This window comes from Collinsella aerofaciens (genome assembly GCF_039836695.1).
GTDB classification, from domain to species: Bacteria; Actinomycetota; Coriobacteriia; order Coriobacteriales; family Coriobacteriaceae; genus Collinsella; species Collinsella aerofaciens_BD.
Map to the genome: position 1 here is coordinate 1 of NZ_JBDPAC010000026.1, position 25,177 is coordinate 25,177.

At 61.6% G+C, this 25,177-nt stretch carries 17 protein-coding genes and 1 tRNA gene; 7 read left to right on the forward strand and 11 right to left on the reverse strand.

What is annotated here, in order from left to right:
• Nucleotides 1-174: 174 nt before the first annotated feature.
• Together ABG996_RS09590 and ABG996_RS09595 are read right to left on the reverse strand one after the other, a co-directional pair.
• Nucleotides 175-876 carry a 4Fe-4S dicluster domain-containing protein gene (locus ABG996_RS09590; protein ID WP_347479495.1) on the reverse strand — a complete coding sequence of 234 codons (702 nt, stop codon included), beginning with the start codon at nucleotides 874-876 and terminating at the stop codon, nucleotides 175-177.
• Between the two features lie 680 nt (nucleotides 877-1,556).
• A complete protein-coding gene (locus ABG996_RS09595; protein WP_347479493.1) occupies nucleotides 1,557-3,806 on the reverse strand; it encodes a DEAD/DEAH box helicase in 2,250 nt (749 codons plus the stop codon).
• A 588-nt stretch (nucleotides 3,807-4,394) separates the two neighbouring features.
• Between ABG996_RS09595 and ABG996_RS09600 the strand changes: the two genes are divergently transcribed.
• The 6 genes from ABG996_RS09600 (at nucleotide 4,395) to ABG996_RS09625 (ending at nucleotide 11,763) form a co-directional block, all read left to right on the forward strand.
• Complete coding sequence (locus tag ABG996_RS09600; RefSeq protein ID WP_347479491.1) at nucleotides 4,395-5,357, forward strand: FHA domain-containing protein; 963 nt, start codon at nucleotides 4,395-4,397, stop codon at nucleotides 5,355-5,357.
• A gap of 171 nt (nucleotides 5,358-5,528) precedes the next feature.
• Complete coding sequence (locus tag ABG996_RS09605) at nucleotides 5,529-7,613, forward strand: protein kinase domain-containing protein (protein ID WP_347483894.1); 2,085 nt, start codon at nucleotides 5,529-5,531, stop codon at nucleotides 7,611-7,613.
• Nucleotides 7,614-8,023: 410 nt separating this feature from the next.
• Complete coding sequence (locus ABG996_RS09610) at nucleotides 8,024-10,366, forward strand: heavy metal translocating P-type ATPase (protein ID WP_347479488.1); 2,343 nt, start codon at nucleotides 8,024-8,026, stop codon at nucleotides 10,364-10,366.
• 147 nt (nucleotides 10,367-10,513) lie between these two features.
• On the forward strand, nucleotides 10,514-10,735 hold the full coding sequence (locus ABG996_RS09615) for a heavy-metal-associated domain-containing protein (protein WP_347479486.1): 222 nt from the start codon (nucleotides 10,514-10,516) through the stop codon (nucleotides 10,733-10,735).
• Nucleotides 10,736-10,873: 138 nt separating this feature from the next.
• A complete protein-coding gene (locus ABG996_RS09620; protein WP_231501630.1) occupies nucleotides 10,874-11,143 on the forward strand; it encodes a metal-sensing transcriptional repressor in 270 nt (89 codons plus the stop codon).
• 146 nt (nucleotides 11,144-11,289) lie between these two features.
• On the forward strand, nucleotides 11,290-11,763 hold the full coding sequence (locus ABG996_RS09625) for a hypothetical protein (protein WP_117734398.1): 474 nt from the start codon (nucleotides 11,290-11,292) through the stop codon (nucleotides 11,761-11,763).
• A 133-nt stretch (nucleotides 11,764-11,896) separates the two neighbouring features.
• Here the strand turns inward: ABG996_RS09625 and ABG996_RS09630 are convergent, their stop codons facing one another.
• The 4 genes from ABG996_RS09630 to gltB all read right to left on the reverse strand — a co-directional run bounded on the left by ABG996_RS09630 (nucleotide 11,897) and on the right by gltB (nucleotide 20,755).
• Nucleotides 11,897-13,267, reverse strand: a complete 1,371-nt coding sequence (locus tag ABG996_RS09630; protein ID WP_347479483.1) for an amidohydrolase family protein — start codon at nucleotides 13,265-13,267, stop codon at nucleotides 11,897-11,899.
• A gap of 242 nt (nucleotides 13,268-13,509) precedes the next feature.
• Nucleotides 13,510-14,217 (reverse strand): hypothetical protein, encoded by a 708-nt coding sequence (locus ABG996_RS09635; protein WP_347479481.1) that lies wholly within the window; start codon nucleotides 14,215-14,217, stop codon nucleotides 13,510-13,512.
• Between the two features lie 353 nt (nucleotides 14,218-14,570).
• Nucleotides 14,571-16,052 carry a glutamate synthase subunit beta gene (locus ABG996_RS09640; protein ID WP_347479479.1) on the reverse strand — a complete coding sequence of 494 codons (1,482 nt, stop codon included), beginning with the start codon at nucleotides 16,050-16,052 and terminating at the stop codon, nucleotides 14,571-14,573.
• Between the two features lie 5 nt (nucleotides 16,053-16,057).
• The gene (gltB, locus tag ABG996_RS09645; RefSeq protein ID WP_347479478.1) at nucleotides 16,058-20,755 is read right to left on the reverse strand and encodes a glutamate synthase large subunit; all 4,698 of its coding nucleotides are present in this window, start codon (nucleotides 20,753-20,755) and stop codon (nucleotides 16,058-16,060) included.
• Between the two features lie 522 nt (nucleotides 20,756-21,277).
• Between gltB and ABG996_RS09650 the strand changes: the two genes are divergently transcribed.
• Nucleotides 21,278-22,534: an Nramp family divalent metal transporter gene (locus ABG996_RS09650; RefSeq protein WP_347479476.1), complete on the forward strand. Its 1,257-nt coding sequence runs from the start codon at nucleotides 21,278-21,280 to the stop codon at nucleotides 22,532-22,534.
• 152 nt (nucleotides 22,535-22,686) lie between these two features.
• Here the strand turns inward: ABG996_RS09650 and ABG996_RS09655 are convergent, their stop codons facing one another.
• From ABG996_RS09655 to ABG996_RS09675, 5 genes are all read right to left on the reverse strand, one after another.
• Nucleotides 22,687-22,830: a rubredoxin-like domain-containing protein gene (locus ABG996_RS09655; protein WP_347479474.1), complete on the reverse strand. Its 144-nt coding sequence runs from the start codon at nucleotides 22,828-22,830 to the stop codon at nucleotides 22,687-22,689.
• A gap of 88 nt (nucleotides 22,831-22,918) precedes the next feature.
• Nucleotides 22,919-23,422, reverse strand: a complete 504-nt coding sequence (locus ABG996_RS09660) for a flavin reductase family protein (RefSeq protein WP_117746556.1) — start codon at nucleotides 23,420-23,422, stop codon at nucleotides 22,919-22,921.
• 206 nt (nucleotides 23,423-23,628) lie between these two features.
• A complete protein-coding gene (gene smpB / locus ABG996_RS09665) occupies nucleotides 23,629-24,099 on the reverse strand; it encodes an SsrA-binding protein SmpB (RefSeq protein ID WP_006235325.1) in 471 nt (156 codons plus the stop codon).
• A complete protein-coding gene (locus tag ABG996_RS09670) occupies nucleotides 24,089-25,006 on the reverse strand; it encodes a tetratricopeptide repeat protein (RefSeq protein ID WP_035137397.1) in 918 nt (305 codons plus the stop codon). The genes smpB and ABG996_RS09670 overlap by 11 nt, the downstream gene beginning before the upstream one ends.
• A gap of 94 nt (nucleotides 25,007-25,100) precedes the next feature.
• A tRNA-Glu gene (locus ABG996_RS09675) sits at nucleotides 25,101-25,177 on the reverse strand.

Consider the following 25,177-nt stretch of genomic DNA (forward strand, 5'->3'; position numbering starts at 1 on the left):
TCGGCCTAATCCGCGGTCTTTCATGCAGCAGGGGCTCTCAATGTTTTTATGTCCTGCTCATATCGTCTCTGCCGGCACTCGGGGACACTCCTCACTCTGGTGCATTGGGGACAGGTTTGTTTGCACCAGGTTGGTGCAGATCAACCTGGCCCCATTGCACCAATTTCGTATGCGCTAGATAAAGAGCTCGCATTCCTTCCGCGCGACGCAAACCTTGCTCAGCATCTGGGAAACAGCGGATAGCTTGTTGGGATCAAGCTTACGAGCGCCTCGCGGACATACGGCAATGCAGCGCATGCAGGAGATGCACGCCTCGCCAGCTGCTCGTTTGGGGTCACCCTTGTCGATAGCACAAACGGGGCACGCCGCGGCGCATGCACCGCAGGAGACACAATCCCCTGTTGCCTCGGGTGCCATGCGGTGACCTCCGGCTTGTTTATAAGGACGATTGCCGGGAATAGAGGGCTCGGATGTATCCTCAGCCAACAGCTTTTGCTGAATTTGCTGCGCAAACTCTGCGAGCTGCGCCGCATCCTGCGCATCCGGTCGCCCAGCAGCAAACTGACGAGCAACGGAATGCTCAGCAATAGCAGAAACCGCTGCAACCACCCTAAATCCGGCGCGCTTCGCAACGTCCTCCAGCTCTACGAGCGTGTCCTCAAACGCGCGGTTTCCGTAGACGCACACCAGAACGGTCCGCGCTCCGTTGCCGCGCACCATGCCCAACCGGTCAGCCACCACAGCCGGTATTCTACCGGCATACGCCGGCACAGAGATTACGGCCACGTCGTCCTCAGTCATCGAGACAGCGCTGAAATCTAGCCCGCTATCGGTCAGATCGACGGTAACGGTATTCTTGCCCAGTGCCCCGGCCACAAGGCCAGACACCTTCCGCGTTCCACCCGTCGGACTAAACACAATTTCGAATACGCTCATCGAGGCACCCTCCCCTACGCCTGGCAACGCGTCAAGCCGCTTTCACATCCAGCCAGAGTATACGGCACGTGGGGTCCCCGTTTTGATGCACCAAGCACCCCAATGCACCCACCCTACGCTGTCTGCCTCTTCGTTTTGTATAAATTACGGTACAGATTGTATATATTTACGGGATACCGCTGTGTTCTCCCGAGGTACCCCATCCTGGCCCGTGCAAAAAACGGAGTATTCTGCAACGTGACCACGCCAGCACCGCCGCGGGTGGGCAAAACTGTAGGGCGCCGTATCATTCTAAGTCACGACATGGCGAGAATGACGCGCCCCTGCTCCGGAAAACGGCGAAATTTAACTCAAAACGCTCATAAGGGATATCTGAAGGCCACCGTTGGCAATACCGAATCGTATGCAGCCAACTAGAGCTGCTGAATACTCCAAAAAATGCACGGAGCACCCCATGGGACCCATTGCCGCATGGCAGGAAACAGGCCCACGGCATCCTCTAGATGCATTCCCGAGGAAATCACATTTGAACTAGCGATCGGATACGGCAAACAAAAAGGGCCCCGAGCGTAGTTGCTCGGGGCCCTTGGTTCACCTCACGCTAGCGTGCGATGCGTATGTTACTTGCGCTTGCCGCCGCCGTCACCGGGACGGCGGGAGCTGCTGCCGCGCTTGCCACCACGACTATTGCCATAGCTGCCACGATTATCGCGACCGCCGGCACGGCCGCCGCGGGAGCCGGCCTGGTTGCCGCCACGCCCGCCACGATAGCTGCCACGACGCTCCTCGCGGGTATCGTCGTAGTTGCGCCAATCATCGCGACGATCGCGGCTGGCACGCGGGTCACGACGATCGCGCGACTCGTTAGAACGACCAGCGCCGCCGCGGCCGCCATTGCCGCGAGCACCCTCGCGACGCTCGCCGCCGCGGCTACCGCGCTCTTCAAAGCGCTTGCCGCCACGGGACTCACCGCCACGGGCACCTCGCTCACCGCGGCTCTCGCCGCCGCGATGCTCATCACGGCCACCGCGCTCGTCATCACGACCGGAACGATGGCGGTCGCCCGAACCGCGCTTGCCACCGCGCGAACCGCGGCCCTCGTCCTCGCGCTCGACACGACGACGGCCACCGCGATCCTCATCCTCGCGACGGCGGCGATGCGCCTCGCCCTGGAACTGCTTGGCACGGCGCTCGGCACGGTTACCGCGCGCAGGCTGCTCAGCGGCACCAGCACCGCCGCGCTCCTCGGCAGCCACCTCGCGGGCCACGCTCTCCACAGCCTCGTCCACGCGAGCCTGAACGCCCTCGCGCACGCGGGTCTTGCCACCGCGCTTGGGACGGCTCGGACGCTCGCCGTCGCCACGGCGCTCGTCGCGACCGCGGTTGGAACGACCAGCCACGTCGCCGTAATCGTCGCCGTTGCGCTTGCCGTCGCGACGCGCCTGCTCAAGCTTCTTCTTGCTCTTGGACTTGCCGCGCTTGGTCTTCTTCTTCACCTTAAAGGCGGCAGGATCGCGCTCGGGGTCAACGGCGGGCGGGTTGGGACCCACGTGCAGGTCGCCGGCTTCGTAAATATCGGCCGTCTTGTCCATGAGCTTCTCGATCTCGTAGAACTCGTCGACGTCCTGCTCGGTCACAAACGTGATGGCCCAGCCTAGCTCGCCGGCGCGGCCCGTACGGCCAATACGGTGGATGTAGTCGGTCGGCTCGGCCGGCACGTCAAAGTTCACGACGTAGCGCACGTCGCTAATATCGATGCCGCGGGCGAGCACGTCGGTTGCCACCAGCACGTCGACGGTGCCGTCGCGGAAGGCAGAAAGCGCGCGCTCGCGCTGGGCCTGGCTGCGGTTGCCGTGAATCGCGGCGGCCCTGATGCCCTTGCGCTCCAGACGACGGCAGCAGCTGTCGGCGCGGTGCTTGGTGCGCATAAAGACGATAGTGCGCTCCGGACCCTCCTTCTTGAGGAACTCGGGCAGCAGGTTGTTCTTGGCCTCGATAGACACCGGGAACACAAACTGGTCGACGGTGTCGGCGGTCGACGTGGCGGGCGCGATCTCCACGCGAGCCGGGTCGCTCACCAGGTCGGTGATCTCGCCCACGGCCTCCTCGTCGAGCGTCGCCGAGAACAGCAGCGTCTGGCGCTCGGCCGGCGTCTCGCGCACAATACGACGGACGGCGGGCAAAAAGCCCATGTCGAGCATGCGGTCGGCCTCGTCGAGTACCAGCACTTTTACCTCACCCAGGTGGCAGGCACCCTGCTCGATCAGATCGACCAGACGGCCCGGCGTTGCAACCAGGATATCGCAGCCGTACTTGAGTGCCGCGGTCTGCGGCTTGTAGCTCACGCCGCCCACGACGGTCACGGCAACATGGCCGGTGACGTCGGCGATCTTGCTCGCGACCTCGTCGATTTGCTGGGCAAGCTCGCGCGTAGGGGTGATGACGAGCATCACGGGGCCGCGGCCGTTGCCCTCGGGCTTTTTAGCACCGCGACGACGGTTGCGGCCGCCGCGCTCGCGCACGGGTTTGGGAGGAGCGATGTGCTCCAGATTGTTCATGGTCGGCAGCAAAAAGGCGGCCGTCTTGCCGGTGCCGGTCTGAGCGGCGGCAAGCAAGTCGCGGCCCTCGAGCACCACGGGAATCGAGCCGGCCTGCACGGGCGTCGGCGCCGTGTAGCCCAGGTTCTCAATAGCACGAAGCATCTCGTCGGAAAGTCCCAGCTCGTCAAAGGCGGGCAGGCTCTCGGTAGCGGACTCGACGGCCTGGGCAGCATTGGCCTCGTCGGCGGCATCGAAGGCAGCCTGGGTCATGGCCTCGCGGGTCTCGTCCAGAATCTCGGCGTCCGTGACGTCAGATACAGAATTACGCATATGTTGTTGTTCCTTATCTGCACGCGCAATGGGCACGGCATGCGACCGCGCGGGCGTGCTTGGTAGTGCGCTAATACATACAAAAACAGGTGCGCACAGAGAGGACGTTGCTCAGCACGCTGGCGATCGCTTTGGCAGCCCTATCACGCGCCGTCCAGACGCAGCAGCTCTAAGCGATGGAGCAGATTCGCCGCCGGTTAGTATACCCGCACTCCGTATGCCCCCACGTAAACCACAGATGACAAGGCGGACGAGGTGGGCCCGGCTGATTGTCTCAATCTGTAACATCTACAGGGCAAATCTTCCTCTACGTGTTACAGATCGAGACAAACGGTCGACACGGTTCACAAACGTCTCAATCTGTAACAGTTACCGAGTAAAATCGGCCCTAATTGTTATAGATCAAAACAGAAGGGGATTTCCGTCCAGTCCAAACCAAATCTCTCAGTCTTCCTGCAATTTCGAACATGTGGCCTATAATGTTGCTTTGGTTACGCTGTATATTGCGCAGCCATTTAATACGTCGCCCACCGGGGGCCATTAATTCCTATCGCCATATTGGATAGGAAGCAATCAAAGGAGGTATCCGTGGCAGCAGAGACGCCTTGCTCGGTCCTCTATAACGATATTCGCTCGTTCGGCGGTCTTAAACATCTCGAGATCGCCCGAATGCTCATCAATGGAAACTCTTATCTCGGCAGTACCCTGCTCGAGAAATGCTCTTCCAACCGCTCGTATCTCACCCGTTACATCGTCCATCGCAAGCCTGACCAGTGCGCGCCCTCCATCTACAGCGATTTTACTGTCACCACGCTCACCCTTTCCTCGGCAATCTGCAGCAAGCTCGGCGGCGGCGAGTCCGCCTATCGGGCAATCGCCGAGCACTATCGCGGTCCGGCCGCTAACGAAATGATGTCGGCTCTCACCAGCTACAAGCTGGACAGCCGCCTATATGCAAATGCCCTCAATCGCATCGACAACTTTGACGGCAATGCCGTGCGCGAGAAAAGCACGCTTTACCTTATGCTCTTTGTGGCAACGGGGGCGCTCGCCGATCCCGTTCAGGGCGTGGCCACCGTCGAGCGCTTTTGCGACAGCAAGACGGGCGGGCACTTTGGCACCACCGAAACTACCGTCGGACGTGGCTTTATGAGCAGCCTGGAGCAGCCGCGCACCGTCGCCCCCAACCTCGGTCTGCTCAGAACCCATGCCGACAACTGCGCCGACATGCAAATCCATCCCCTCACACGCGATCCGCGCGGCACCGTGATTGGTTCTTTGCCCAAAACCTCGCCCAGCATCACCGATGTGGGCGCCGACGCATCGCGCGAGCATCTTCGCATTTGGCTTGAGGGTGAGCACTGGTACGCCCAGGGCCTTGGATCGACCAACGGCACGGTGCTCGAATCGGGCGCGCGCGACGGCGATATTGTGATTGAGCCGCCGCGCGACCAACGCGAGCCCGGCAAGATCTATCCCCCCGTGGAAATCGCCAACAGCGACAGACTTCATTTGGGTCTCTATACGACATTCCTTGTCATTGTGGACTAGCGCGGACGGCGATCGAAAGACGGTCGCCGTCCGTCTTTCGTCTTCTACCTTCTGCGTCGTAAACGACAATGCACAGCGGTATACGTGGGCAGTGCGGCTATCATGGTACTTTACCGATATCCGCACTGCTCACGTATACGTGCGGCAACCCATGCCAGACAAAGGAACGCCATGGATACTACCGATAGCGCCTATGGCGACAAACTCATCCGTCTCGATACGTTCGATACCGCCGTGGCGGTCGACCCCAGCGCCGAGGACGACGCCAAGCGTCGGTTTATGACGCTTATTCTCCAGACGGCCCACCGCAACAACGGCAACATCGGGCACGTGCTGCGCGCGACCAACACGAGCGGCGAGGTCTTTGCCGTCAAGCTACTCAAGGACAATGCCATCCTTTCCGGCCAAGCCCCCGACCGCTCCGCCGAGCAATCGGCAGCGCACCTGGCCAACACCGCTGCGCTATTCGAGGAGTACCGTCATCTATGTACCGTCTCGCACCTGCGCGGATTTCCGCGCGTCTATGGCTACGGATCGTGCGAGGATAACCCGCTCATCCTCATGGAGTGGGTCGAGGGCACCTCGCTCAAGCAGGCGCTGCCCCTGCTTCCGCACGACGCCTCGGGCGGACTGACCACTCAGATGGTCGCCGCCGTCGGAAACGCCGTGCTTCGTGCGCTCTTGATGACCCAAGGCCTCGTGAATCCGGTCATCCATCGCGACCTGTCGCCTGCCAATATCATGTTCCGCACCACCAGCCGAACGCTCGAGCAGCAGATTGCCGATTGCTCCTTTGACCCCTGCCTCATCGACATGGGCTCCGCGACCATGGCTCTCGGCGACGACACGATCACCCGGCGCGCCGACATCTGGCGCTTTGCCACGCCCGCATACGCCGCGCCCGAGATGCTCACGCAGGATATCGAAGGCATCGCGGCCCTTCGCCGTTCGCCGGCAATCGACGTCTATGCGCTTTCGAGCATTTTGTACCAGCTCTACAGCGGTCGCAAACCGTTTGACTTTGAGTCGACGGACGCCGCTGCAACCGGCTCGTTCTATCTCGTAAAGACCAAGACCAAGCCGGCACCGCTCGAGCCGCGCTGCGAGAGCGATGAAGCGCTCGTCCAAATCATCATGAAGGGTCTCTCAGTCGAGCAGTGCGATCGTCCCACCGAGCAGCAGATGCTCGAGGTGCTCTCGGCATACCTCACCGATGCCGAATCCGAGGGCCGCGAGGGCGCGGGCAGTGACGCCGCAATCGACATCGACTCCGGTACGCACCTTAAGGTCGACGTCGCCGGCGAGCGCGCGCGAGAGATCCTGGAGCAGGCCCGGCACGATGCCATGACCCGCCGCCGGTTTATTATCGGTGGCGTCGTTGCAGCCGTTGCGGGGCTCAGCGTCATTGGGGCGGCGACCCATGGCTTCGGCATCCCCGACTACCTGGACGGCATCCGCGGTTCGCTTGACGACTACACCTGGGATCAGCTGCAGGAGATTTCGCTCAAGATTAAGGCCGCCGAGACCCGTAGCGAGGCACGCGAGATTGCCAAGCGCTATCACCTGCTCGATGCCGATGGGCATATCCCCTATCCGTGTACCAAACGTGTCACGCTCACCAACGGGCTGCAGGTTGGCGCGCAGCTTGTGGGCATCCGCCACGATGAGCTTCTGGACGGGACGGGCAAGGCCGGACTGACGTTTATGTTCGATGCGGGTATTGCCGAGCGCAACGCTGCGGCTGAACCGCCGAGCGCCGGCTGGGCAGATTGCGAGCTACGGGAATGGCTCAACGGCGACGGCCTTAAGCTGCTGCCCAACGAGTTGCGCGCACTCATTAAAGGGGTCAAGAAGGTCTCGAACAATGTGGGCGCCGCCAACAGCGCATCGTGCCTGAGCGAGTTGCCCGCAACCCTTTGGCTGCCCGCCATGGTCGAGCTGTGCGGTACGCAACCGTCCGATTCGTTTGCCGAGGACTATCACTACCTGGCAGACATCTACAACGGCGAGGGCAAGGAGTATCAGCTCTTCCGCGAGCTCAAGGTGAGCCCGTATTCCACGAACGAGACGATGGTCCGCCAGTGGAAGGGCAAGGACACCTGCTGGTGGGAGCGCACGGTGAGCCCCGACACATCGGAGACCGAAGGCACACTCTACATAAACCGTGTGGGCCACGACGGCGACGCCTTTACGTACGCAACGCCTGCGGACAAGCCAAACAAACGAACCTGTGTGATCCCCGGATTCTGTATCTAGGCGGCGGGCGTCTTGCCGTGACGGGACCCCTCCCCGGCAATTGTCTTGATCTGTAACAGTTAGAGGTCATATTTGCTGCTAGATGTTACAGAACGAGACATTGAGTTTCCTGCCAACTGTTTGTCTTGATCTGTAACAAATACTCGGTAAAACGGGGTCTAGTTGTTACAGATCGAGACGTTAGTTTTCGGCTGAAATGTTTGTCTAAATCTGTAACAGTTATGGTTCAAAAACCGGTCCAGACGTTACAGATTGAGATGTTTGGCAAAGACGGCCGCCGATTGAGCAGCCACCCTCATCTGTAATGAAAAGTCATACATTCCAACTATTACTAGACACCCCCAGGGGGTATGGGTGTATAGTATCGGCAGGTTAACAATTCCAACACCGAACCACGGAAAGGAGCAGCCATGGCTCAAGATAAGTTCGACGTGGGCGGCATGACATGCGCCGCCTGCCAGGCGCATGTGGACCGCGCCGTGAGCAAGCTCGACGGCGTCGAGAGCGTCGCGGTCAACCTGCTCGCCGGTTCCATGATGGTCGACTATGACCCCGCGCAGGTCTCCTCCGATGATATCTGCACCGCCGTCGACCGTGCCGGCTACTCGGCCTCGCCCGTCGATGCGGGCACCGGTGCCGCCGGCTCAAGCGGCAGCTCGCAGGCCAGGTCTGGCGTCACCCATATGGAGTCGCCGACCAAAAAGTTGGAGGCCGCCGCCTCTGCCATGCGCACCCGCCTCATCATCTCGATCGTATTCCTCATCCCACTGTTCTACATAGGCATGGGGCACATGCTCGGCTGGCCGCTGCCCGGCATCTTCACGGACCACATCCACAGCATGACGCTCGCCCTCACCGAGCTCGTCTTGCTCATCCCCATCGTCTATGTCAACGACGCGTACTTTATCAACGGGTTTAAATCGCTCGCGCACGGCGCACCCACCATGGACGCCCTTATTGCCGTGGGCGCCACCGCCTCCATCGCCTGGTCGCTCTACGCCATGTTCATCATGGCCGACCAATTAGCCGCGGGCCAGGTCCACGAGGCCATGATGACGGGCATGGACAACCTGTATTTTGAGAGTGCGGGCACGATCCTGTCGCTGGTCACCGTGGGCAAATACCTCGAGACACGCAGCAAATCCAAGACCGGCGGCGCCATCGAGGCGCTCATTGACCTGGCGCCCAAGACCGCGACCATCGTGGCCGACGACGGCACCGAGACCACTGTGGACGTCGACGCCATCCTTCCCGGCCAGGTGCTGCGTGTGCGCCCCGGCGAGTCCATCCCCGTTGACGGCGTGGTACTCGAGGGCAGCTCGGCCGTGGACGAAAGCGCGCTCACCGGCGAATCCATTCCCGTGGAGAAGACCGCCGGCGACACTGTCAATGCGGCCACGGTCAACCGCACGGGCTCGTTTACCTTCCGCGCCACGCGTGTGGGTGCCGACACGTCGCTCGCCAAGATTATCCAGCTCGTCGAGGACGCCAACGCCACCAAGGCGCCCATCGCCCGCATGGCCGACAAGGTCGCCGGTGTGTTCGTGCCCGTGGTGTTCGTGATCTCGGCCGTGACCTTTGCGGCGTGGATGGCACTGACCGGCAGCATAAACGAGGCGCTCACCTCCGCCGTGGCCGTGCTGGTGATCAGCTGCCCGTGCGCGCTGGGCCTGGCCACGCCCGTCGCCATTATGGTCGGCACCGGCAAGGGCGCCGAGATGGGCATTCTCTTTAAGAGCGCCGAGGCGCTGGAGAACCTGCGCAGCGTAGGTACCGTGGTGCTCGATAAGACGGGCACGGTCACCCGCGGCAAGCCTGCTGTGACCGATATCGTAGTAGCCACGCGCGCCGACGGCTCGCCCGCCATGAGCGAAAAAGCGCTGCTCAAGCTGGCCGCCGCGCTGGAGCGCTCGAGCGAGCACCCGCTGGCCGAGGCGATTATGGCCGAGTGCGAGACACGCGGGATCGTCGCGCGCATGGTCGAAGACTTTACTGCCGTGCCCGGTCGTGGCGTTACGGCGCACGAGGGACAAAACGCCATTGCAGCCGGCAACGTACGCCTGATGGACGAGCTGGGCGTTACCGTGCCCGCGGGTCTTGCCGAGCAATTTGCCGCCGAGGGCAAGACGCCGCTGTTCTTTGCCAAGAACGGCGAGCTTGCCGGCACCATTGCCGTGGCTGATGAGGTCAAGGAGACGAGCGCCGGGGCCATCGCCGCATTGCGCTCGCTTGGCGTCGACGTGCGCATGCTCACCGGCGACAACCGCGTCACTGCCGAAGCAATCGCCCGCCGCGTGGGACTGAGCAGCGAGCAAGTCATCGCCGACGTCCTCCCCGCCGACAAGGAACGCCATGTGCGCGAACTGCAGGACGCGGGCGGCAAGGTCGCCATGGTGGGCGACGGCATCAACGACTCCCCCGCCCTGGCGCGCGCCGACGTGGGCCTTGCCATCGGTACCGGCGCCGACATCGCCAAAGAAGGGGCAGATGTGGTACTCATGCGCAGCGACCTCATGGACGTCGCCCGAGCCATCGAGCTGTCGCGCGCCACGATCCGCAACATCAAGCAGGACCTGTTCTGGGCACTGTTCTACAACGGCATCGGCATTCCGCTGGCGGCGGGCGTGTTCTTCCCCCTCACCGGCTGGCAGCTCTCGCCCATGTTTGGCGCCGCCGCCATGAGCCTGTCGAGCGTGTGCGTCGTAAGCAACGCTCTGCGCCTGAAATCCTTTAAGCCTAAAGTGGCAAAATAGGCTCACCATTAAGTCCATCTAGAACGGGTTTTCCAGGTGCCCGAGATTGACCTGAAAGAGGAGCGACGCGTACTTCGGTACGCGAGCGACGGCTTGAAGGTCAAGGTCGGGTGCCTGGGAAAGCCGACACAACAGAGAGGAATACCCATGCGTTACACAATCAAGACTTCCGGCCTCATGTGCGGCCACTGCGACGCTACTGTCGAGACGGCACTGCTCAACGTTGCCGGCGTGACCGATGCCGATGCCGACCACGAGACCCAGACCGTCCAGGTAGAGTGCGCCGACACCGTGTCCGCCGAGCAGCTCGCCGCCGCCGTCGAGGGCGCCGGCGAGAAATTCCATGCCCTGTCCGTAACCGCCGCGTAGCAGACGCCGCCTACTGAATCCTCAGAAGTTGCGGTGAAATACGGACTGTTGTGCCGCCCTAGGCCTTTAAACGGTCCGTATTTCACCGCAACTGACGGGGATATCCGAAAGATCGACCAGAAACGAGGACCCGCCATGATGGCAGACCACAAATCGGTGACCCGCATGCTCAAGACGGCACGCGGCCAGATCGACGGCATCTTGCGGATGGTCGAGGAGGACCGCTACTGCGTCGATATTTCCACGCAGCTCATGGCAACGCAGGCGCTCATTGCGCGCATCAACGCCGACGTGCTCAAGGCGCATATCGAGGGCTGCGTAACTTCGGCAATCGAATCGGGCGACGAAGACCTCAAAGCCGCCAAGCTCGCCGAAATCGAACGCGTCGTCGACAAGCTCTCCAAGTAATAGGGGCATTGGGGACAGACTTCTTTGCACCGTCTTGGTATTCCGGGGACAGGTATGTTTGCACCACATTGGTGCAAACATACCTGTCCCCCTTGCTCTAAATCGGGTATAAAGGCGTGCAGCATATCGAACGAAAGGCAATTTGCATGAATGACTTTATGAAGGGTCGCAATGGCGCCGATGAACTCACCATCGTGATGGGTTTTGCCGGCATCGTCATCGCGATGATCGGATCGATAGCCCGCATCCAGTGGCTCAGCTGGATTGCCATCGCCGTAATCGTGATTGGCGTGCTGCGCGGCCTGTCCAAAAATATCGACGCACGTCGCAAGGAGAACGAGGCCTTTGTCGCCGCGACTGCAAACGTACCCGGCTTGGGCAAGTTTGTAGCCAGCTTGGGCGGCGGAGCTGCAGCGGCCAACGCCTCGCGCGCAGCCGGTACCAGCAAGGAAGACTTTGAACGTGCCAAGCGCACGGCCAAAAAGATGTGGAAGGGTCGCAAGACCACGGCATACCTCAAGTGTCCCAACTGCGGCCAGATGCTCTCCGTCCCCAAGGGCAAAGGCAAGATCCGCGTCACCTGCCCCAAGTGCCACGCCAAGATGGAAACCCGCTCCTAGCGCCCGCACGCGGGACAAATAAATCAGGTTTGTTTGTCCCAAATCTTAAGTATTTGTTCGATAAAAAAGCCGAGGCCTCGTGTTGAGACCTCGGCTTTTTGTATGCGGTAACAGAGTTGTCCCTTTGTCACACCTATGCCACGCCGTCGCGGGCGAGCTCCTCGGCCAGTGCCTCGGACGGCATGGCCATAATCGTGTCGAGCTCGGCGTCCACCTCGGGAATACGCTTCACCTTGAGTTTGCGCACCAGATCACCACGGCACATCACGTACGCCGGCTCACGCAGTGCGCACAGGTCATCGAGCGGGTTCTTGCGCGTCACCAGGATATCGGCGGCCTTGCCGCACTCGATTGTGCCGGTCTCGCCGCCCAGCCCCAGCAGCTCGGCATTGACCTGCGTGGCCGTATGCAGCGCGAAGGCGTTACTCACACCCACGTACTTGGCAAAATAGGCCACCTCACGCCACATGTCGTACTGCGTCACGAACGGGCAGCTCGAGTCCGTGCCAAGGCCCACCTTAACGCCAGCTTCCAGTGCGGCACGGGCGCTCTCGATGATGCCCGAGCACACGATGTCGCCGTTCTTCTTTTGTGTATCGGTCGAATGGGTCTTTTCCGGGTCGAGCAATACAAACGGCAGCGCCGGGCTGATCGTGCAGGTAACGCTGGGCGCACGCCCCTCGAGCTGCGTGCCCGCGGCGCCACGGTACAGCTCCAGAATCTCGGACGTCAACGGAGCGCCGTGCTCAATCGTGTCAACGCCGGCCTCAAGCGCAACCTTCACACCCTCGGTACTCTCGACATGGGCCATGACCGGAAGGCCCATATCGTGCGCCGCCTTGCACGCCGCCGCGGCAACCTCCACCGGCATACGCAGCACGCCCGGCTCGCCCACCTCGGTCGCATCGAACACACCGCCCGTTACGAACAGCTTAATGACGTCGGCACCGCGCGCATACAGGTCGCGCACCTGTTCGGCTGCCTCGGCGGGACTGTTTGCCACCTGGGCGAACAAGCCCGCACCATGGCCGCCCGGCACCGTGACGCCCGTTCCCGGCGCCACCAGGCGAGAACCTTGATACTTGCCGGCGTCGATGGCATTACGAACGGCGATGTCGGCAAACAGTGGGTCGCCCGCGCCGCGCACCGTGGTCACGCCGCTTGCCAGTTGTTGTTGGGCGCTGCCCTTAAGAATATGGCGCACGATGGCGCGCCCCACGGGATTATCGAGCTTCTTCATCAGCGCGCCCGCATCGCCCGCCGAAACCGGCTTGCCCGAACCGCACAGATGCACATGCATATTGATGAGACCGGGCATGAGATACGCACCTGCCAGGTCGATGACCTCGGCACCTGCAGGTGCCTGCGCCACAGCACTCGGCCCCATCCACGTGATGACGCCGCGCTCAACAGTCACGGCCATATCGGGTTGCGGCTCCATATGCTCCGAACCATCCAGGACGGTCGCATTGATAAACAACGTGGAACGATCGGTAGATGCCATATCGAGCTCCTCCCTCACGATTAACTTGAACATTTGTCCATTATCACCTAATGCAGCGACCTAAAGTCGAGCATATCGGTTAACGGAGGGAAGAGGGGATGTGGGGGACGGAATACGTTGCAGTCCCACCCCAGCGACACCAGGGAAATGTCTCGATCTGTAACAGTTACGGGCCCAAACAGCCGCCAAACGTTACAGATTGAGACAAAGTCAGGGCAGCAGAGCGACACCAGTAACATCCCCTACTCCCACTCCTGCTCGTAGATGTTGAGCGACTTTACGTACCGCCCCTGGGCGCCCATGATGTCGCGGACCAGACGCAAGAAGAAACTGATGCACGAGGTGTCAAAGCCATCCTGCAGGTCCTCCGGATGCACCGCACCAGGCCCATCGACCGCCGTGTCACTCAGGCGTGCGATGTCATACAGATAGAGTTGTCCCGCCGTCAGCCAGACATCGTCGACGCAGGCGAGGCGCACCGCAATCGCGCCGTCGCTCCAATGCTCCTTTTGCACGATATGCGGGTCGTAGACATCAAAGCGACGGTCGGTGCGCGTATCCTTCAGCGCAACCATGCCGTTCGCAGGATCCTTGTCCAAAATGCCAAAGCGCGAGAAATACTGCGTGTCGCGTACCTGCTCGAGCCGCTTGAGCGAGGCAGGCGAAAGCGATGCCGGCGGTTCGTCAACATACAGCTCGAGCAGCGTCTTGCCATGGCGATAGGGGCGCTCGAAGAGCAGCCAATCGGTAAATGCCATGTTGTAGGCCATGATTTCGTTTTGCGAAGGCTCGGTGCAATAGCTGAGCCACGGGTCGACAATGATCTCGAACTGTTCGCGTGCCGGCTCCAAAAACTGGAACTTCCGCAGCATCCAAAAATGGGCCATGTCGGCAATATCGTTGCCGACGGCTTCGGCCAGCTGCGCTCGGTCTAAAACGTGGTCAGTCACGGCATCCTCCTCAAACTGATGAACCTCAATTTGAGCATACGAGGAGGGCGGGCAGCCACGACCAGCGCGGGCAAAATAGGCCTCCGGCTGCAAACCAGATGCTGGCCAAACACTTGACGGGATGCTTGACCGAAAATGCGCACCGCAACAAAACAGCATGTAAACATAGACGGCCAACCCGCCCTTTTGAGCCAGATACCCGCAGCCACCACAGAAACAACAGGTGACCACAGCCTAAGAAGTCGACAAATGAACACCCGTACGTCGACAAACGAGCAAATCGCTCGCAAAGAGTGTCCCCAACGACTAGACAAAAAATGACTAGTCATTGGGGACGTTCTTAAATGACTACTTTACAGCTCCAGCGCGTCGGCGACTTCGGCGGCGCAGGCCAGGGAGTCCGCCATGGCGCTCACCACGAGCGAGCTGCCGTTGCGAGCGTCACCGGCAACATACACCGGCGCGGCATCCGCGGCGACGCCCTCGCCACGCGCCGCAAGATGCGAGCCCTCGGCGGCCATCACAGGCAGCGGACGACCAGCGGTGGCAACGGGCACGCCAACGGCGTCGTACACACTGTGCTCCGGGCCCGTGAAGCCGCAGGCGATGAGCACCAGCTGCGCCGGTACCTCGTGCTCGGAGCCCGCGATGCGCTCGGGCTTTCCCGCCGACCAGTCCAGATCGACCACGCGCAGACCCGCAGCCGCACCCTTCTTGTCCAGCAGCACCTCGAGCGTATCCACGCCCCAGGCACGCATCTCGCCACCCATCGCAGCGATAGCCTCCTGCTGGCCGTAGTCGGTCTTCTTAACGTTGGGCCACTGCGGCCAGGGGTTGCTCGCCGCGCGCACATCAGGCGCCGCCGGCAAGAACTCAAACTGGCGCACGCTGCGCGCACCCTGACGTACCGCGGTGCCCACGCAGTCGTTACCGGTATCGCCGCCGCCAATGACCACGACGTCCAGGCCGTGTGCATCGATGACAGGCTCGCCGCCATCGAGCACCGAGACGGTCGAGGCCGTCAGGTAGTCCACGGCATACACCACGCCGGGCGCGTCAATATTCTCAGCAGCCAGTCCACGCGGGGCGCGAGCACCGGCAGCCACCACGACAGCGTCAAAGCCATTGAGCTTGGCCGCCACCGCAGGGTTCGTAACGTCAGCACCCAGCTCAAACACAATGCCCAGCTCGCGCATGAGCGCCACGCGACGCTCGACCACAGACTTCTCGAGCTTCATGTTGGGAATGCCGTACATGAGCAAACCACCCGGACGGTCATCACGCTCAAACACCGTCACGCGCGCGCCGCGACGCGCAAGTTCCCATGCAGTCACCAGGCCAGCCGGGCCAGAGCCAATCACAGCGACCGTGGGCGCATCCTCCCCTGCCGGCTCAAAGCGGCGCGGACCGCCATTTGCCCACTCATGGTCGCTGATCGCACGCTCGTTGTCATGGATCGTCGTGGGTTGGCCATCGACCGAACCCAGGTTGCACGCGGCCTCGCACAACGCCGGGCACACGCGACTCGTAAACTCGGGCATGGGCGAGGTGAGCGACAGGCGCTCGGCAGCCTCATCCCAGTGGCCGCGGTACACCAGCTCATTCCACTCGGGAATCAGGTTGTGCAGCGGGCAGCCGCTCGGGTGTGCCTTGCCAAAGCTCGCGCCCATCTGACAAAACGCCACACCGCACATCATGCAGCGGCTCGCCTGGGCACGGCGCGCATCGTCGTCGAGCTCCACGTACAGCGGATCGAAATCGCGGCTGCGCTCCTCCACGGGGCGCAGCTCGTGGGTCACGCGATCGATATCAAGAAAAGCACCGGGCTTACCCATGGCACTTACGCCTCCTTCTTGGTCGAAGCAACAGAGCTGGCGGCGGCGGGCACAGCGCCAGCGACACCACCCGCCACATCAAAGCGAGCGACATCGGCGGCGTCGGCGCGACCGGTCACAATGTCAAACGCCAGCTCCTCGGCCTGCGCATGCGTCTTGCCGACGGCCTCGGCGGCGGCGACAATCGCCAGCACGCGCTCGTACTCGGTCGGAATGACCTTCACAAAGTGCTTGCTCATCGAGTCGAAGCTGTAGAGCAGCTTGATGCCGCGCGGGCTCTGCGTCGCGTCCACGTGCTCTTGGATGAGTGCACGAATCTGCGCCAACTCGTCGACCGTCGGGGCCTTGAGCTCCACGCTCTCGCGGTTCACGCGGGCATTGAGCGTGCCGTACTGGTCAAAGACATAGGCCACGCCACCCGTCATACCGGCGGCGAAGTTCTGCCCGACCTCGCCCAGGATGAGCGCCAGACCGCCCGTCATGTACTCGCAGCCATGGTTGCCGCAGCCCTCGACCACCACGGTGGCGCCGGAGTTGCGCACGGCAAAACGCTGGCCGGCAAGACCGTTAATGAAGCCGCGGCCGCTCGTGGCACCAAAGAACGCAACGTTGCCCACGATGATGTTCTCGTCGAACTTGTAGGTCGCATGCGGGTTGGGGCGCACCGACACCTCGCCGCCCGAAAGGCCCTTGCCAAAGTAGTCGTTGGCGTCGCCGCACACGTTGAGCGTAATGCCGCGCGGAAGGAAGGCGCCAAAGCTCTGACCGGCCGAACCATCGCAATCGATGGTGATGGAGCCGGCGGGCAGGCCCTCGGGATGCGCCTTGGTCACCGCGTTGCCCAAGATGGTGCCCACGCAGCGGTTGACGTTGGCGATATCGGCGCGGAAGCGAATCGGACGCAGGTGCGCACGGGCATCGGCCGTATAGGGCACAAACAACGTGGAGTCGAGCGTCTTGTCGAGCTCGCTGTCCGCGGCCATCTGTGGCAGGAAGTGGCGACCGTCGGCGCCCGGAATATGGGCACCGAACTCGCAGGTCGCGCTCGCCAGCACGGGCGACAGATCGAGCAGGTTTGCTTTGCGGTTGCCCGGGACCTCGATCTGGCGCAAGCACTCGGGATGGCCGACCATCTCGTCGATGGTGCGGAAGCCCAGGCTCGCCATGACCTCACGCAGCTGCTCGGCAACAAAGAGCATAAAGTGCTCAACGTGCTCGGGCTTGCCGCGGAAGCCGCGACGCAAGCGACAGTTTTGCGTGGCAATGCCGGCCGGGCAGGTATCCTGCTGGCAGTCGCGCTGCATGAGGCAGCCCATGGAGATGAGCGGCATGGTCGCAAAGCCAAACTCCTCGGCACCCAGCAGGCAGGCGACGGCGACGTCGGTGCCGTCCATGAGCTTGCCATCGGCCTCGAGCACCACGCGTGAGCGCAAACCGTTTTGCAGCAGCGTCTGCTGGGCCTCGGCAAGGCCAAGCTCCAGCGGCAGACCCGCGTGCCAGATAGAGTCGCGCGCCGCAGCACCGGAGCCGCCATTGTGGCCGCTGATCAAAATCTTGTCGGCAGCGCCCTTGGCCACGCCGGTGGCGATGGTGCCGACGCCGGCCTCGCTGACCAGCTTGACCGACACGCGCGCGCCGGGGTTGGCGTTCTTAAGATCGAAGATAAGCTCTGCCAAGTCCTCGATGGAGTAGATGTCGTGGTGCGGCGGAGGCGAAATCAGGCCGATGCCGGGCGTGGACTGACGGACCTCGGCGATCCAGGGGTAGACCTTCTTGCCGGGCAGGTGACCGCCCTCACCGGGCTTGGCGCCCTGGGCCATCTTGATCTGAATCTCGAAGGCGCTGCACAGGTAGCGGCTCGTCACGTCAAAGCGCGCACTTGCCACCTGCTTGATGGCGGAGTTCTTGGAGTCACCGTTAGCCAGCGGGGTCTCGCGACGCGGGTCCTCGCCGCCCTCGCCCGAGTTGGAACGGCCGTGCAGGCGGTTCATGGCGATGGCCATGCACTCGTGTGCTTCCTTGCTGATGGAGCCGTACGACATGGCGCCGGTGTTAAAGCGGCGGACGATGTTGAGCGCGGGCTCCACCTCGTCGAGCGAAACCGGCGTGCGACCGTTGACATTAAAGTCCAGCAGGTCACGCAGGCGCACGGCACGGCCGGTGCGGTGCAGGCGGGCGCTGTACTCCTTAAAGGTGTCGTAGCTGTCCTCGCGGCAGGCGGTCTGCAGCAGGTAGACGGTCTGCGGGTCGATAAGGTGATCCTCGCCGCCGAGCGGGCGCCACTTGGTCAGACCTAGCGTGGGCAGCTGATCGGGAGCCGGGCTCTTAAGGATAGCGAGCGCGGCGTCGTAGCGCTCATTCTGCTCGCGCTCGACGTCCTCGACACCCATACCGCCCACACGGCTCACCGTGCCGGCGAAGTACGCGTTGACGAACTCCGGAGTGAAGCCCACGGCCTCGAAGATCTGTGCCGAATGGTAGCTCTGCACCGTGGAGATGCCCATCTTGGACATGATGGAGACGATGCCGGCGGTCGCAGCCTTGTTGTAGTTGGCGATGCCCTGCTCAGCTGTCACGTCCAGATCGCCGTGCGCCGCCAAGTCGCGAATGCACGCATGCGCGTTGTACGGATAGATGCCGCTCGCGGAGTAGCCCACCAGCGCCGCAAAGTCGTGCGAAGACACGGCGTCGCCACACTCCACCACGATGTCGGCAAAGGTACGCACGCCGGCGCGGATCAGGTGGTTGTGCACGCAGCCCACGGCGAGCAGCGACGGCACGGGCACCTCACCCGCAGCGGCGCGATCGCTCAACACCACGATGTTCACGCCGTCGCGGACCGCAGCCTCAACATCCTCTGCAAGCTGCTTGAGCGCAGCCTGCAGCGCGCCCTCGCCGGCGTCGCGGCGGTACACGGCACGGAAACGGCGGGTCTTAAAGCCCACGCGGTCGATGGCGCAGATACGCTCGAACTCCTCCTCGCTCAGCAGCGGACGCTCCAAGCGCACCAGCTGGCAGGCCGTGCGGGAATCCTCGAGCAGGTTGCCGTGGTTGCCCAGGTAGAGCGTGGTCGAGGTGACCATATGCTCGCGCAGGGCATCGATCGGCGGGTTCGTGACCTGGGCGAACAGCTGATAGAAGTAGTCGAAGAACGAGCGCGTCTTCTTGGACAGGCAGGCCAGCGGCGCATCGATACCCATCGAGGCGAGCGGCGCCTTGCCCTGCTGGGCCATGGGACGCACGACTTCGTCAACATCATCCCAGTGATACCCGAGCTTGGCCATGCGCACGGCGGCGGGCACCTCGGTATCCTCGGCGGGCGTGGGCGCGACGGGCTTGTCGAGCGCGTCGACGGTCAGCGTCTCCTCGGCGATCCAGTCGCGATAGGGCTTTTCCTTGGCGTAACGGGCGCGCAGCTCGTCGTTGTAGATGACGCGGCCGCGGGCAAAATCGACCTCGAGCATCTGGCCCGGTCCCAGACAGCCGCTCGTCAGGATGTTCTCGGGGCTCACCTCGATGGTGCCCACCTCGCTTGCCAGCATAAAGCGACCGTCGCGCGTCACATAGTAGCGGGCGGGACGCAGGCCGTTACGGTCGAGGGCGGCACCCAGCGTGCGACCGTCGGTAAAGGCGATGGCCGCCGGGCCATCCCACGGCTCCATGAGCATGGACTGGTAAGCGTCGTAGGCGCGGCGCTCCTCACTCAGGCTGTCGTTGTGGTCCCACGGCTCGGGCAACAGCATGGACGCGGCACGCGTAAGCGGGCGACCGTTCATGACCAAAAACTCAAGCACGTTGTCCAGAATCGCGGAATCGGAGCCCTCGCGGTTGATGATGGGCATCACGCGCTCAAGATCGTGCTGCAGCACGGGGCTGTACAGGTTGGGTTCGCGGGCGCGGATCCAGTTGACGTTGCCCTTGAGGGTGTTGATCTCGCCGTTGTGGATGATAAAGCGGTTGGGGTGCGCGCGCTCCCAGCTGGGTGTAGTGTTGGTGGAGTAGCGCGAGTGGACGAGCGCCACGGCCGTTTTGACGGCGGCGTCGTTGAGATCGATGAAGAAGCGGCGCATCTGCGTGGCGACCAGCATGCCCTTGTACACGATGGTGCGCGAGCTCATGGAGCACACATAGAAGATCTTGTCGCGCAGGGCAAACTCGGCGTCGGCCTTCTTTTCGATGGTGCGGCGGCACACGTACAGGCGGCGCTCGAAGGCGTCGCCGGCGGGCGTGTCGTCCGGACGGCCCAGGAAGGCCTGCAGGATAGTGGGCATGCAGGCGCGGGCCGTCTCGCCCAGGTCGTGCGGGTCGACCGGCACCTCGCGCCAAAAGAGCAGCGGCACGCCGGCCTCGGCGCAACCCTCCTCAAACACGCGGCGGGCATCCTCTACGCCCTTGTTGTCCTGCGGGAAGAACAGCATGGCCACGCCATAGTCGCCCTCTGCCGGCAGAATCTGGCCGCACTTTTGAGCCTCTTTACGGAAAAAGTGATGCGGAACCTGGAACAGGATGCCGGCGCCGTCGCCGGTGTTCTTCTCGAGTCCCGTACCGCCGCGGTGCTCCAAGTTGACCAGAATGGACAGCGCGTCGTCCAGAATCTGGTGATGGCGCTCGCCGTTGATATCGGCAAGCGCGCCGATGCCACATGCATCGTGGTCGAATTCGGGGCGATAAAGGCCCTGCTGCTGAGCGGAATCTGCCTGCATCGCGATCCTCCCCTAGATATTTAGACAGTCAGTTGAATAGGCATACTAGGAGCATCGCCGACCCGTTGTGTTTCCCACCCGTTTCGAAACAATCGCGTAACGCACGCCCTACGAGTGGACACCGCCGACCTCAAGGACGGCAACAAGGGCCCAAGTTCGACCTGTAAACTCACCGCTTCAAACATCTCAATCTGTAACAGGAGGAGCCGATTTTGGCGCTTAGATGTTACAGATTGAGATTTTCTGCAGGACAGTTTTGGTTTATCTCAATCTGTAACACGAAGGGCCGGTTTTTGCAGCTAACTGTTACAGATCGAGATTTTCCATAGGACCATTTCTTCCTGTCTTGATCTGTAACACCTAGACCCAATTTCCATCCCTAGTCGTTACAGATCAAGACATTTCGACAACTCCCTTTCACCATCCTATTCAAATACAACAATTTTGTTAGTCTTGGTTAACTTCTTAGCCTAAAACGGGTATCCTTTGCGGAGTCAAACAAACGGCACGCAGGAGCGCACCATGCTCAACCATCTCAAACAACACTTTGGCTCCCGACGCACCGGTGGTCACGGAGGCCTAGACATTGCGCGGCATATCGGCCCCGGGCTGCTCGTGACCGTCGGCTTTATCGACCCGGGCAACTGGGCCTCCAATATGGTCGCGGGCTCGCAGTTTGGCTACGCGCTGCTGTGGATCGTCACGCTGTCCACGATTATGCTCATCGTGCTGCAGCACAACGCGGCGCACCTGGGTATCGCCACGGGCGCCTGCCTTGCCGAGGCCACGACCCGCTTTCTCCCCCGCATCGTGGGACGCACGGTGCTCGCCAGCGCCTATCTCGCGACCATCGCCACCGCCATGGCCGAGGTCCTGGGCGGCGCGATTGCCCTTCAAATGCTCTTTGGGCTGCCCGTGCGCGCGGGCTGCGTCATCGTGGCGACAGTATCGATGGCGATGCTCATGACGAACTCCTACAAGCATGCCGAACGCTGGATCATCGCCTTCGTAGGCGTGGTAGGACTCTCGTTTTTGGCTGAACTTACGCTGGTCAAGGTCGACTGGCCGCAGGCCGCCGCAAGCTGGATCACACCCTGTATGCCCACCGGCTCGGCCGCGATTATCGTAAGTGTCCTAGGCGCGGTCGTTATGCCTCACAACCTCTTCCTGCACTCCGAGGTCATCCAATCCATGCACTTCGAAGGCCAAGGCGAGCAGGTTATCGAGGAACGTCTGCGCTACGAGCTCTTCGACACGCTCTTTTCGATGGGCGTGGGCTGGGCGATCAACTCGGCCATGGTCCTCCTGGCCGCAACGACCTTCTTTGCGCACGGCATTCTCGTAGACGACCTCGCCGTCGCAGCGGACACGCTCTCCCCCATTCTGGGCCCGGCAAGCTCGACCATCTTTGCGGTGGCGCTGCTGTTTGCGGGCATATCGAGTAGTGTGACGGCGGGCATGGCGGCGGGCACCATCACCGCGGGCATGTTCGACGAGGAATACGACATCCACGACCGGCACTCATCGATTGGAGTGGCGGTCTGTTTCGTCGGCGCAGTGGCGGCGTGCCTGATCGTCCCGAATCCTTTTGAGGGTCTCATCTGGAGTCAGGCGCTGCTGTCGCTTCAGTTGCCGATTACGGTCTTTGTGCTCATACGACTCACCAGTTCGCCCCGCGTTATGGGCAAATACGCCAACTCGCGCCCGCTCAACGCGCTGCTCGTAGGGATCGGCGTCATCGTAACGATTCTCGACATCGTGCTGCTAACGGGAATGTAATTGAGATGGCGTGACTGTCCAGATATAACGTCTCAATCTGTAAAACGTGAGACCGTTTTAAACCGTCAGATAAATCAAAAGGGTCCCGGCCGAGAATTCGACCGGGACCCTTGGACAGAGCTATATGTTGTTGCAAGTCGTGTGTCTACGAGCTACTCCTCGACAAGCTCAAACTCATCGGGGCCGACGCCGCAGACCGGGCACACGTAGTCCTCGGGCAGCTCGGGCGTGTCGACCTCAACCTCGAAACCGCAAACGGTGCACACAAACTTATACGTCTTCTTCTCCTCAGCCATGATGTTCTCCTCTCGAACGTGACTGTTGGTGTACTTACTTATTAGTATATATTCTCAATAACATAATGCAAGTATTTTTAGAACATTTCTAGCCTTGATACGACGAGGCTTTGGGCGGCGTCTTGCCCTTTAGCACCTTGTGATAGTAGTCGTACGTCAGCGGCGTCTCGTCGCTCAGGCGCTCGGCATCCTCGACCTCGCCAATAAACAGCAGATGCGTGCCCACATCCACAGTGTCGATCAAACGGCAGCTAAACAGGGCCGCCGCATGCTCGGGCACATAGGGCATGCCCAGAGCCGTCTCGCGGGTCTCGTATTTGGCAAACTTGTCATAATCGCTGCTGGTGCGGAACCCAAAGTTACCGATGTAGAGCATGTCGGCCGTCTGATCGATCACGGTCAGCGCGAACGCTTTGGCCGATGCGATGACGCCCGAGGTGACATTGTCCTTGTTCACGGCAACCGAAATACGCGGCGGCATGGACGTCACCTGCACCGCAGTGTTGATGACGCAGCCGGCACGCAGCCCGTCTGCCGCAGCGCTCACCACGTACAGACCGCTCGGCATGGTAAAGAACGCAGTTTTGTCCATAACGATCACTCCCCTAGCTCGGGTTGGAACCTCATGAATGTATGTACCCACAAAAAAGGCGGCACCCATAACGGACGCCGCCTTTGAGACATATGTGTCAGAACAGTAAGAAAGATGAAACGCCCGCAGTTGCGGTGAAATAGGGACTGAATAGCCCCTCAAACAGGCAAAACAGTCCGTATTCCACCGCAACTTATACAGAGTGCCTAGCGGTTGCGTTCCTTAAGGGCGCGGTCGATCTCGCGTTGGACATCACGCTTGGCCATGTCCTCGCGCTTGTCGTAGAGCTTCTTGCCGCGACCCAGACCCAGCAGCAGCTTTACGCGGCCGTCGGTATTAAAGTAGAGCTCCAACGGAACCAGCGCATAACCACGGTTGCGAAGCTTGCCGTCAAGAAAGTCGATCTCCTTGCGGTGCAGCAGCAGACGACGCCGACGGTCGGGATCGCGATTCCACACGCCACCATGGCTATAAGGGTGGATATGCAGTCCGACGAGCCAGCACTCGCCGCCACGAATCAGCGCAAAAGTGTCAGTGATCTGACAGGCGCGCTCGCGAATCGACTTGACCTCGGTGCCGCTCAGCTCAATACCGCACTCAAACGTCTCATCGATAAAGTACTCGTGATGTGCCGAGCGATTCTTGGAAATGAGTTTGCGCTCGCGCTTACTGGGCATCGCCGGCCTCCTTGGCTCCATCGGCGTTTGAGCCCGCAGTCTCGCGCTTTGCCTTGCGCTCGGCATTGAGCTCGGCATCGCTCTCGCGCACCAGTTTGATAATCGCCGCGCAGGCCTCCTCGCCCACCAAGTCGCGAGCACGTACCGTCAGGCGCGTCGCCTCCTGCTTGTCGCCGTCGCTTGCAGCATCGGTCGCGCACATAATCAGGCAGATGGCAATCTCGGCCGAAGGCGAGGTCGGCACGCCTTGCAGGGCCAGTTCACCCATCACGTGGTCGTCGCTCTCATCGGCGGCATCCGGATAGGTGGTATGGATCTTGTTGAGCAGGCGCGTCGTATGCGCATCGTTGGGCGCCAGGCGCAGCGCCAGACGCGCGCAGCCCACGGCAGCCGAAACGTTCTCGGTCTCGGGCTCCAAGAAGTACTGGCCTAGATTGGCGTAAGCGCGGGCGGCGCACTTGCCATCGCTTGCACGCTCCAGCACCGAGAACGAGAGCGATGCCCATTCCTGCTTGTCCTCGAGAGCGCGGAACAGCTCGGCCAAATCCAAGCGATAGTTGCAGTTCATGGGGTCCCAACGCACAGCCTGCATCAGGGCATTACGAGCGCTCACATAATCCTGCTGGCGAATGTAGGCAAACGCCATATCAGAGTACAGGCGGTCAAACGGCACCTCGACCTGCACGAGCTCGCGCGGATCCTTCTCCACGCGGCGATAGGCCAAGCGCTCAAACTTGCTATCGAAGCTAAAGTATTGACGCTTCTCCTCCGTCTTGCACTCAGCGTCGATATACTCCTCGGCGAGCTCCACCAGACGCTCCAGCAGCGGCGTCGCCGTAGCCAGGTCGCCCTGCGCCAGATAGTTCTCGGCATACGTGATGTCTTGCAAGCTGATGGGCAGATCCATGGCTACTCCTCGATCTGAGCGAAACACGGCAGGCGCCGTACATACGGTCAATACACAAAACCCGGGTCTCTTACGAGGCCCGGGCGTTCAATTTTGGTAGCCCGTACCAGATTCGAACTGGTGATCTCCGCCTTGAGAGGGCGGCGTCCTAAACCGCTAGACGAACGGGCC

Coding starts and splice junctions, on each gene's coding strand:
- ABG996_RS09655 (WP_347479474.1), bottom strand. CDS start 22,830: ATGGCTGAGGAGAAGAAGACGTATAAGTTTGTGTGCACCGTTTGCGGT.
- ABG996_RS09595 (WP_347479493.1), bottom strand. CDS start 3,806: ATGCGTAATTCTGTATCTGACGTCACGGACGCCGAGATTCTGGACGAG.
- ABG996_RS09670 (WP_035137397.1), bottom strand. CDS start 25,006: ATGGATCTGCCCATCAGCTTGCAAGACATCACGTATGCCGAGAACTAT.
- smpB (WP_006235325.1), bottom strand. CDS start 24,099: ATGCCCAGTAAGCGCGAGCGCAAACTCATTTCCAAGAATCGCTCGGCA.
- ABG996_RS09605 (WP_347483894.1), top strand. CDS start 5,529: ATGGATACTACCGATAGCGCCTATGGCGACAAACTCATCCGTCTCGAT.
- ABG996_RS09625 (WP_117734398.1), top strand. CDS start 11,290: ATGAATGACTTTATGAAGGGTCGCAATGGCGCCGATGAACTCACCATC.
- gltB (WP_347479478.1), bottom strand. CDS start 20,755: ATGCAGGCAGATTCCGCTCAGCAGCAGGGCCTTTATCGCCCCGAATTC.
- ABG996_RS09610 (WP_347479488.1), top strand. CDS start 8,024: ATGGCTCAAGATAAGTTCGACGTGGGCGGCATGACATGCGCCGCCTGC.
- ABG996_RS09615 (WP_347479486.1), top strand. CDS start 10,514: ATGCGTTACACAATCAAGACTTCCGGCCTCATGTGCGGCCACTGCGAC.
- ABG996_RS09660 (WP_117746556.1), bottom strand. CDS start 23,422: ATGGACAAAACTGCGTTCTTTACCATGCCGAGCGGTCTGTACGTGGTG.
- ABG996_RS09630 (WP_347479483.1), bottom strand. CDS start 13,267: ATGGCATCTACCGATCGTTCCACGTTGTTTATCAATGCGACCGTCCTG.
- ABG996_RS09640 (WP_347479479.1), bottom strand. CDS start 16,052: ATGGGTAAGCCCGGTGCTTTTCTTGATATCGATCGCGTGACCCACGAG.
- ABG996_RS09650 (WP_347479476.1), top strand. CDS start 21,278: ATGCTCAACCATCTCAAACAACACTTTGGCTCCCGACGCACCGGTGGT.
- ABG996_RS09620 (WP_231501630.1), top strand. CDS start 10,874: ATGGCAGACCACAAATCGGTGACCCGCATGCTCAAGACGGCACGCGGC.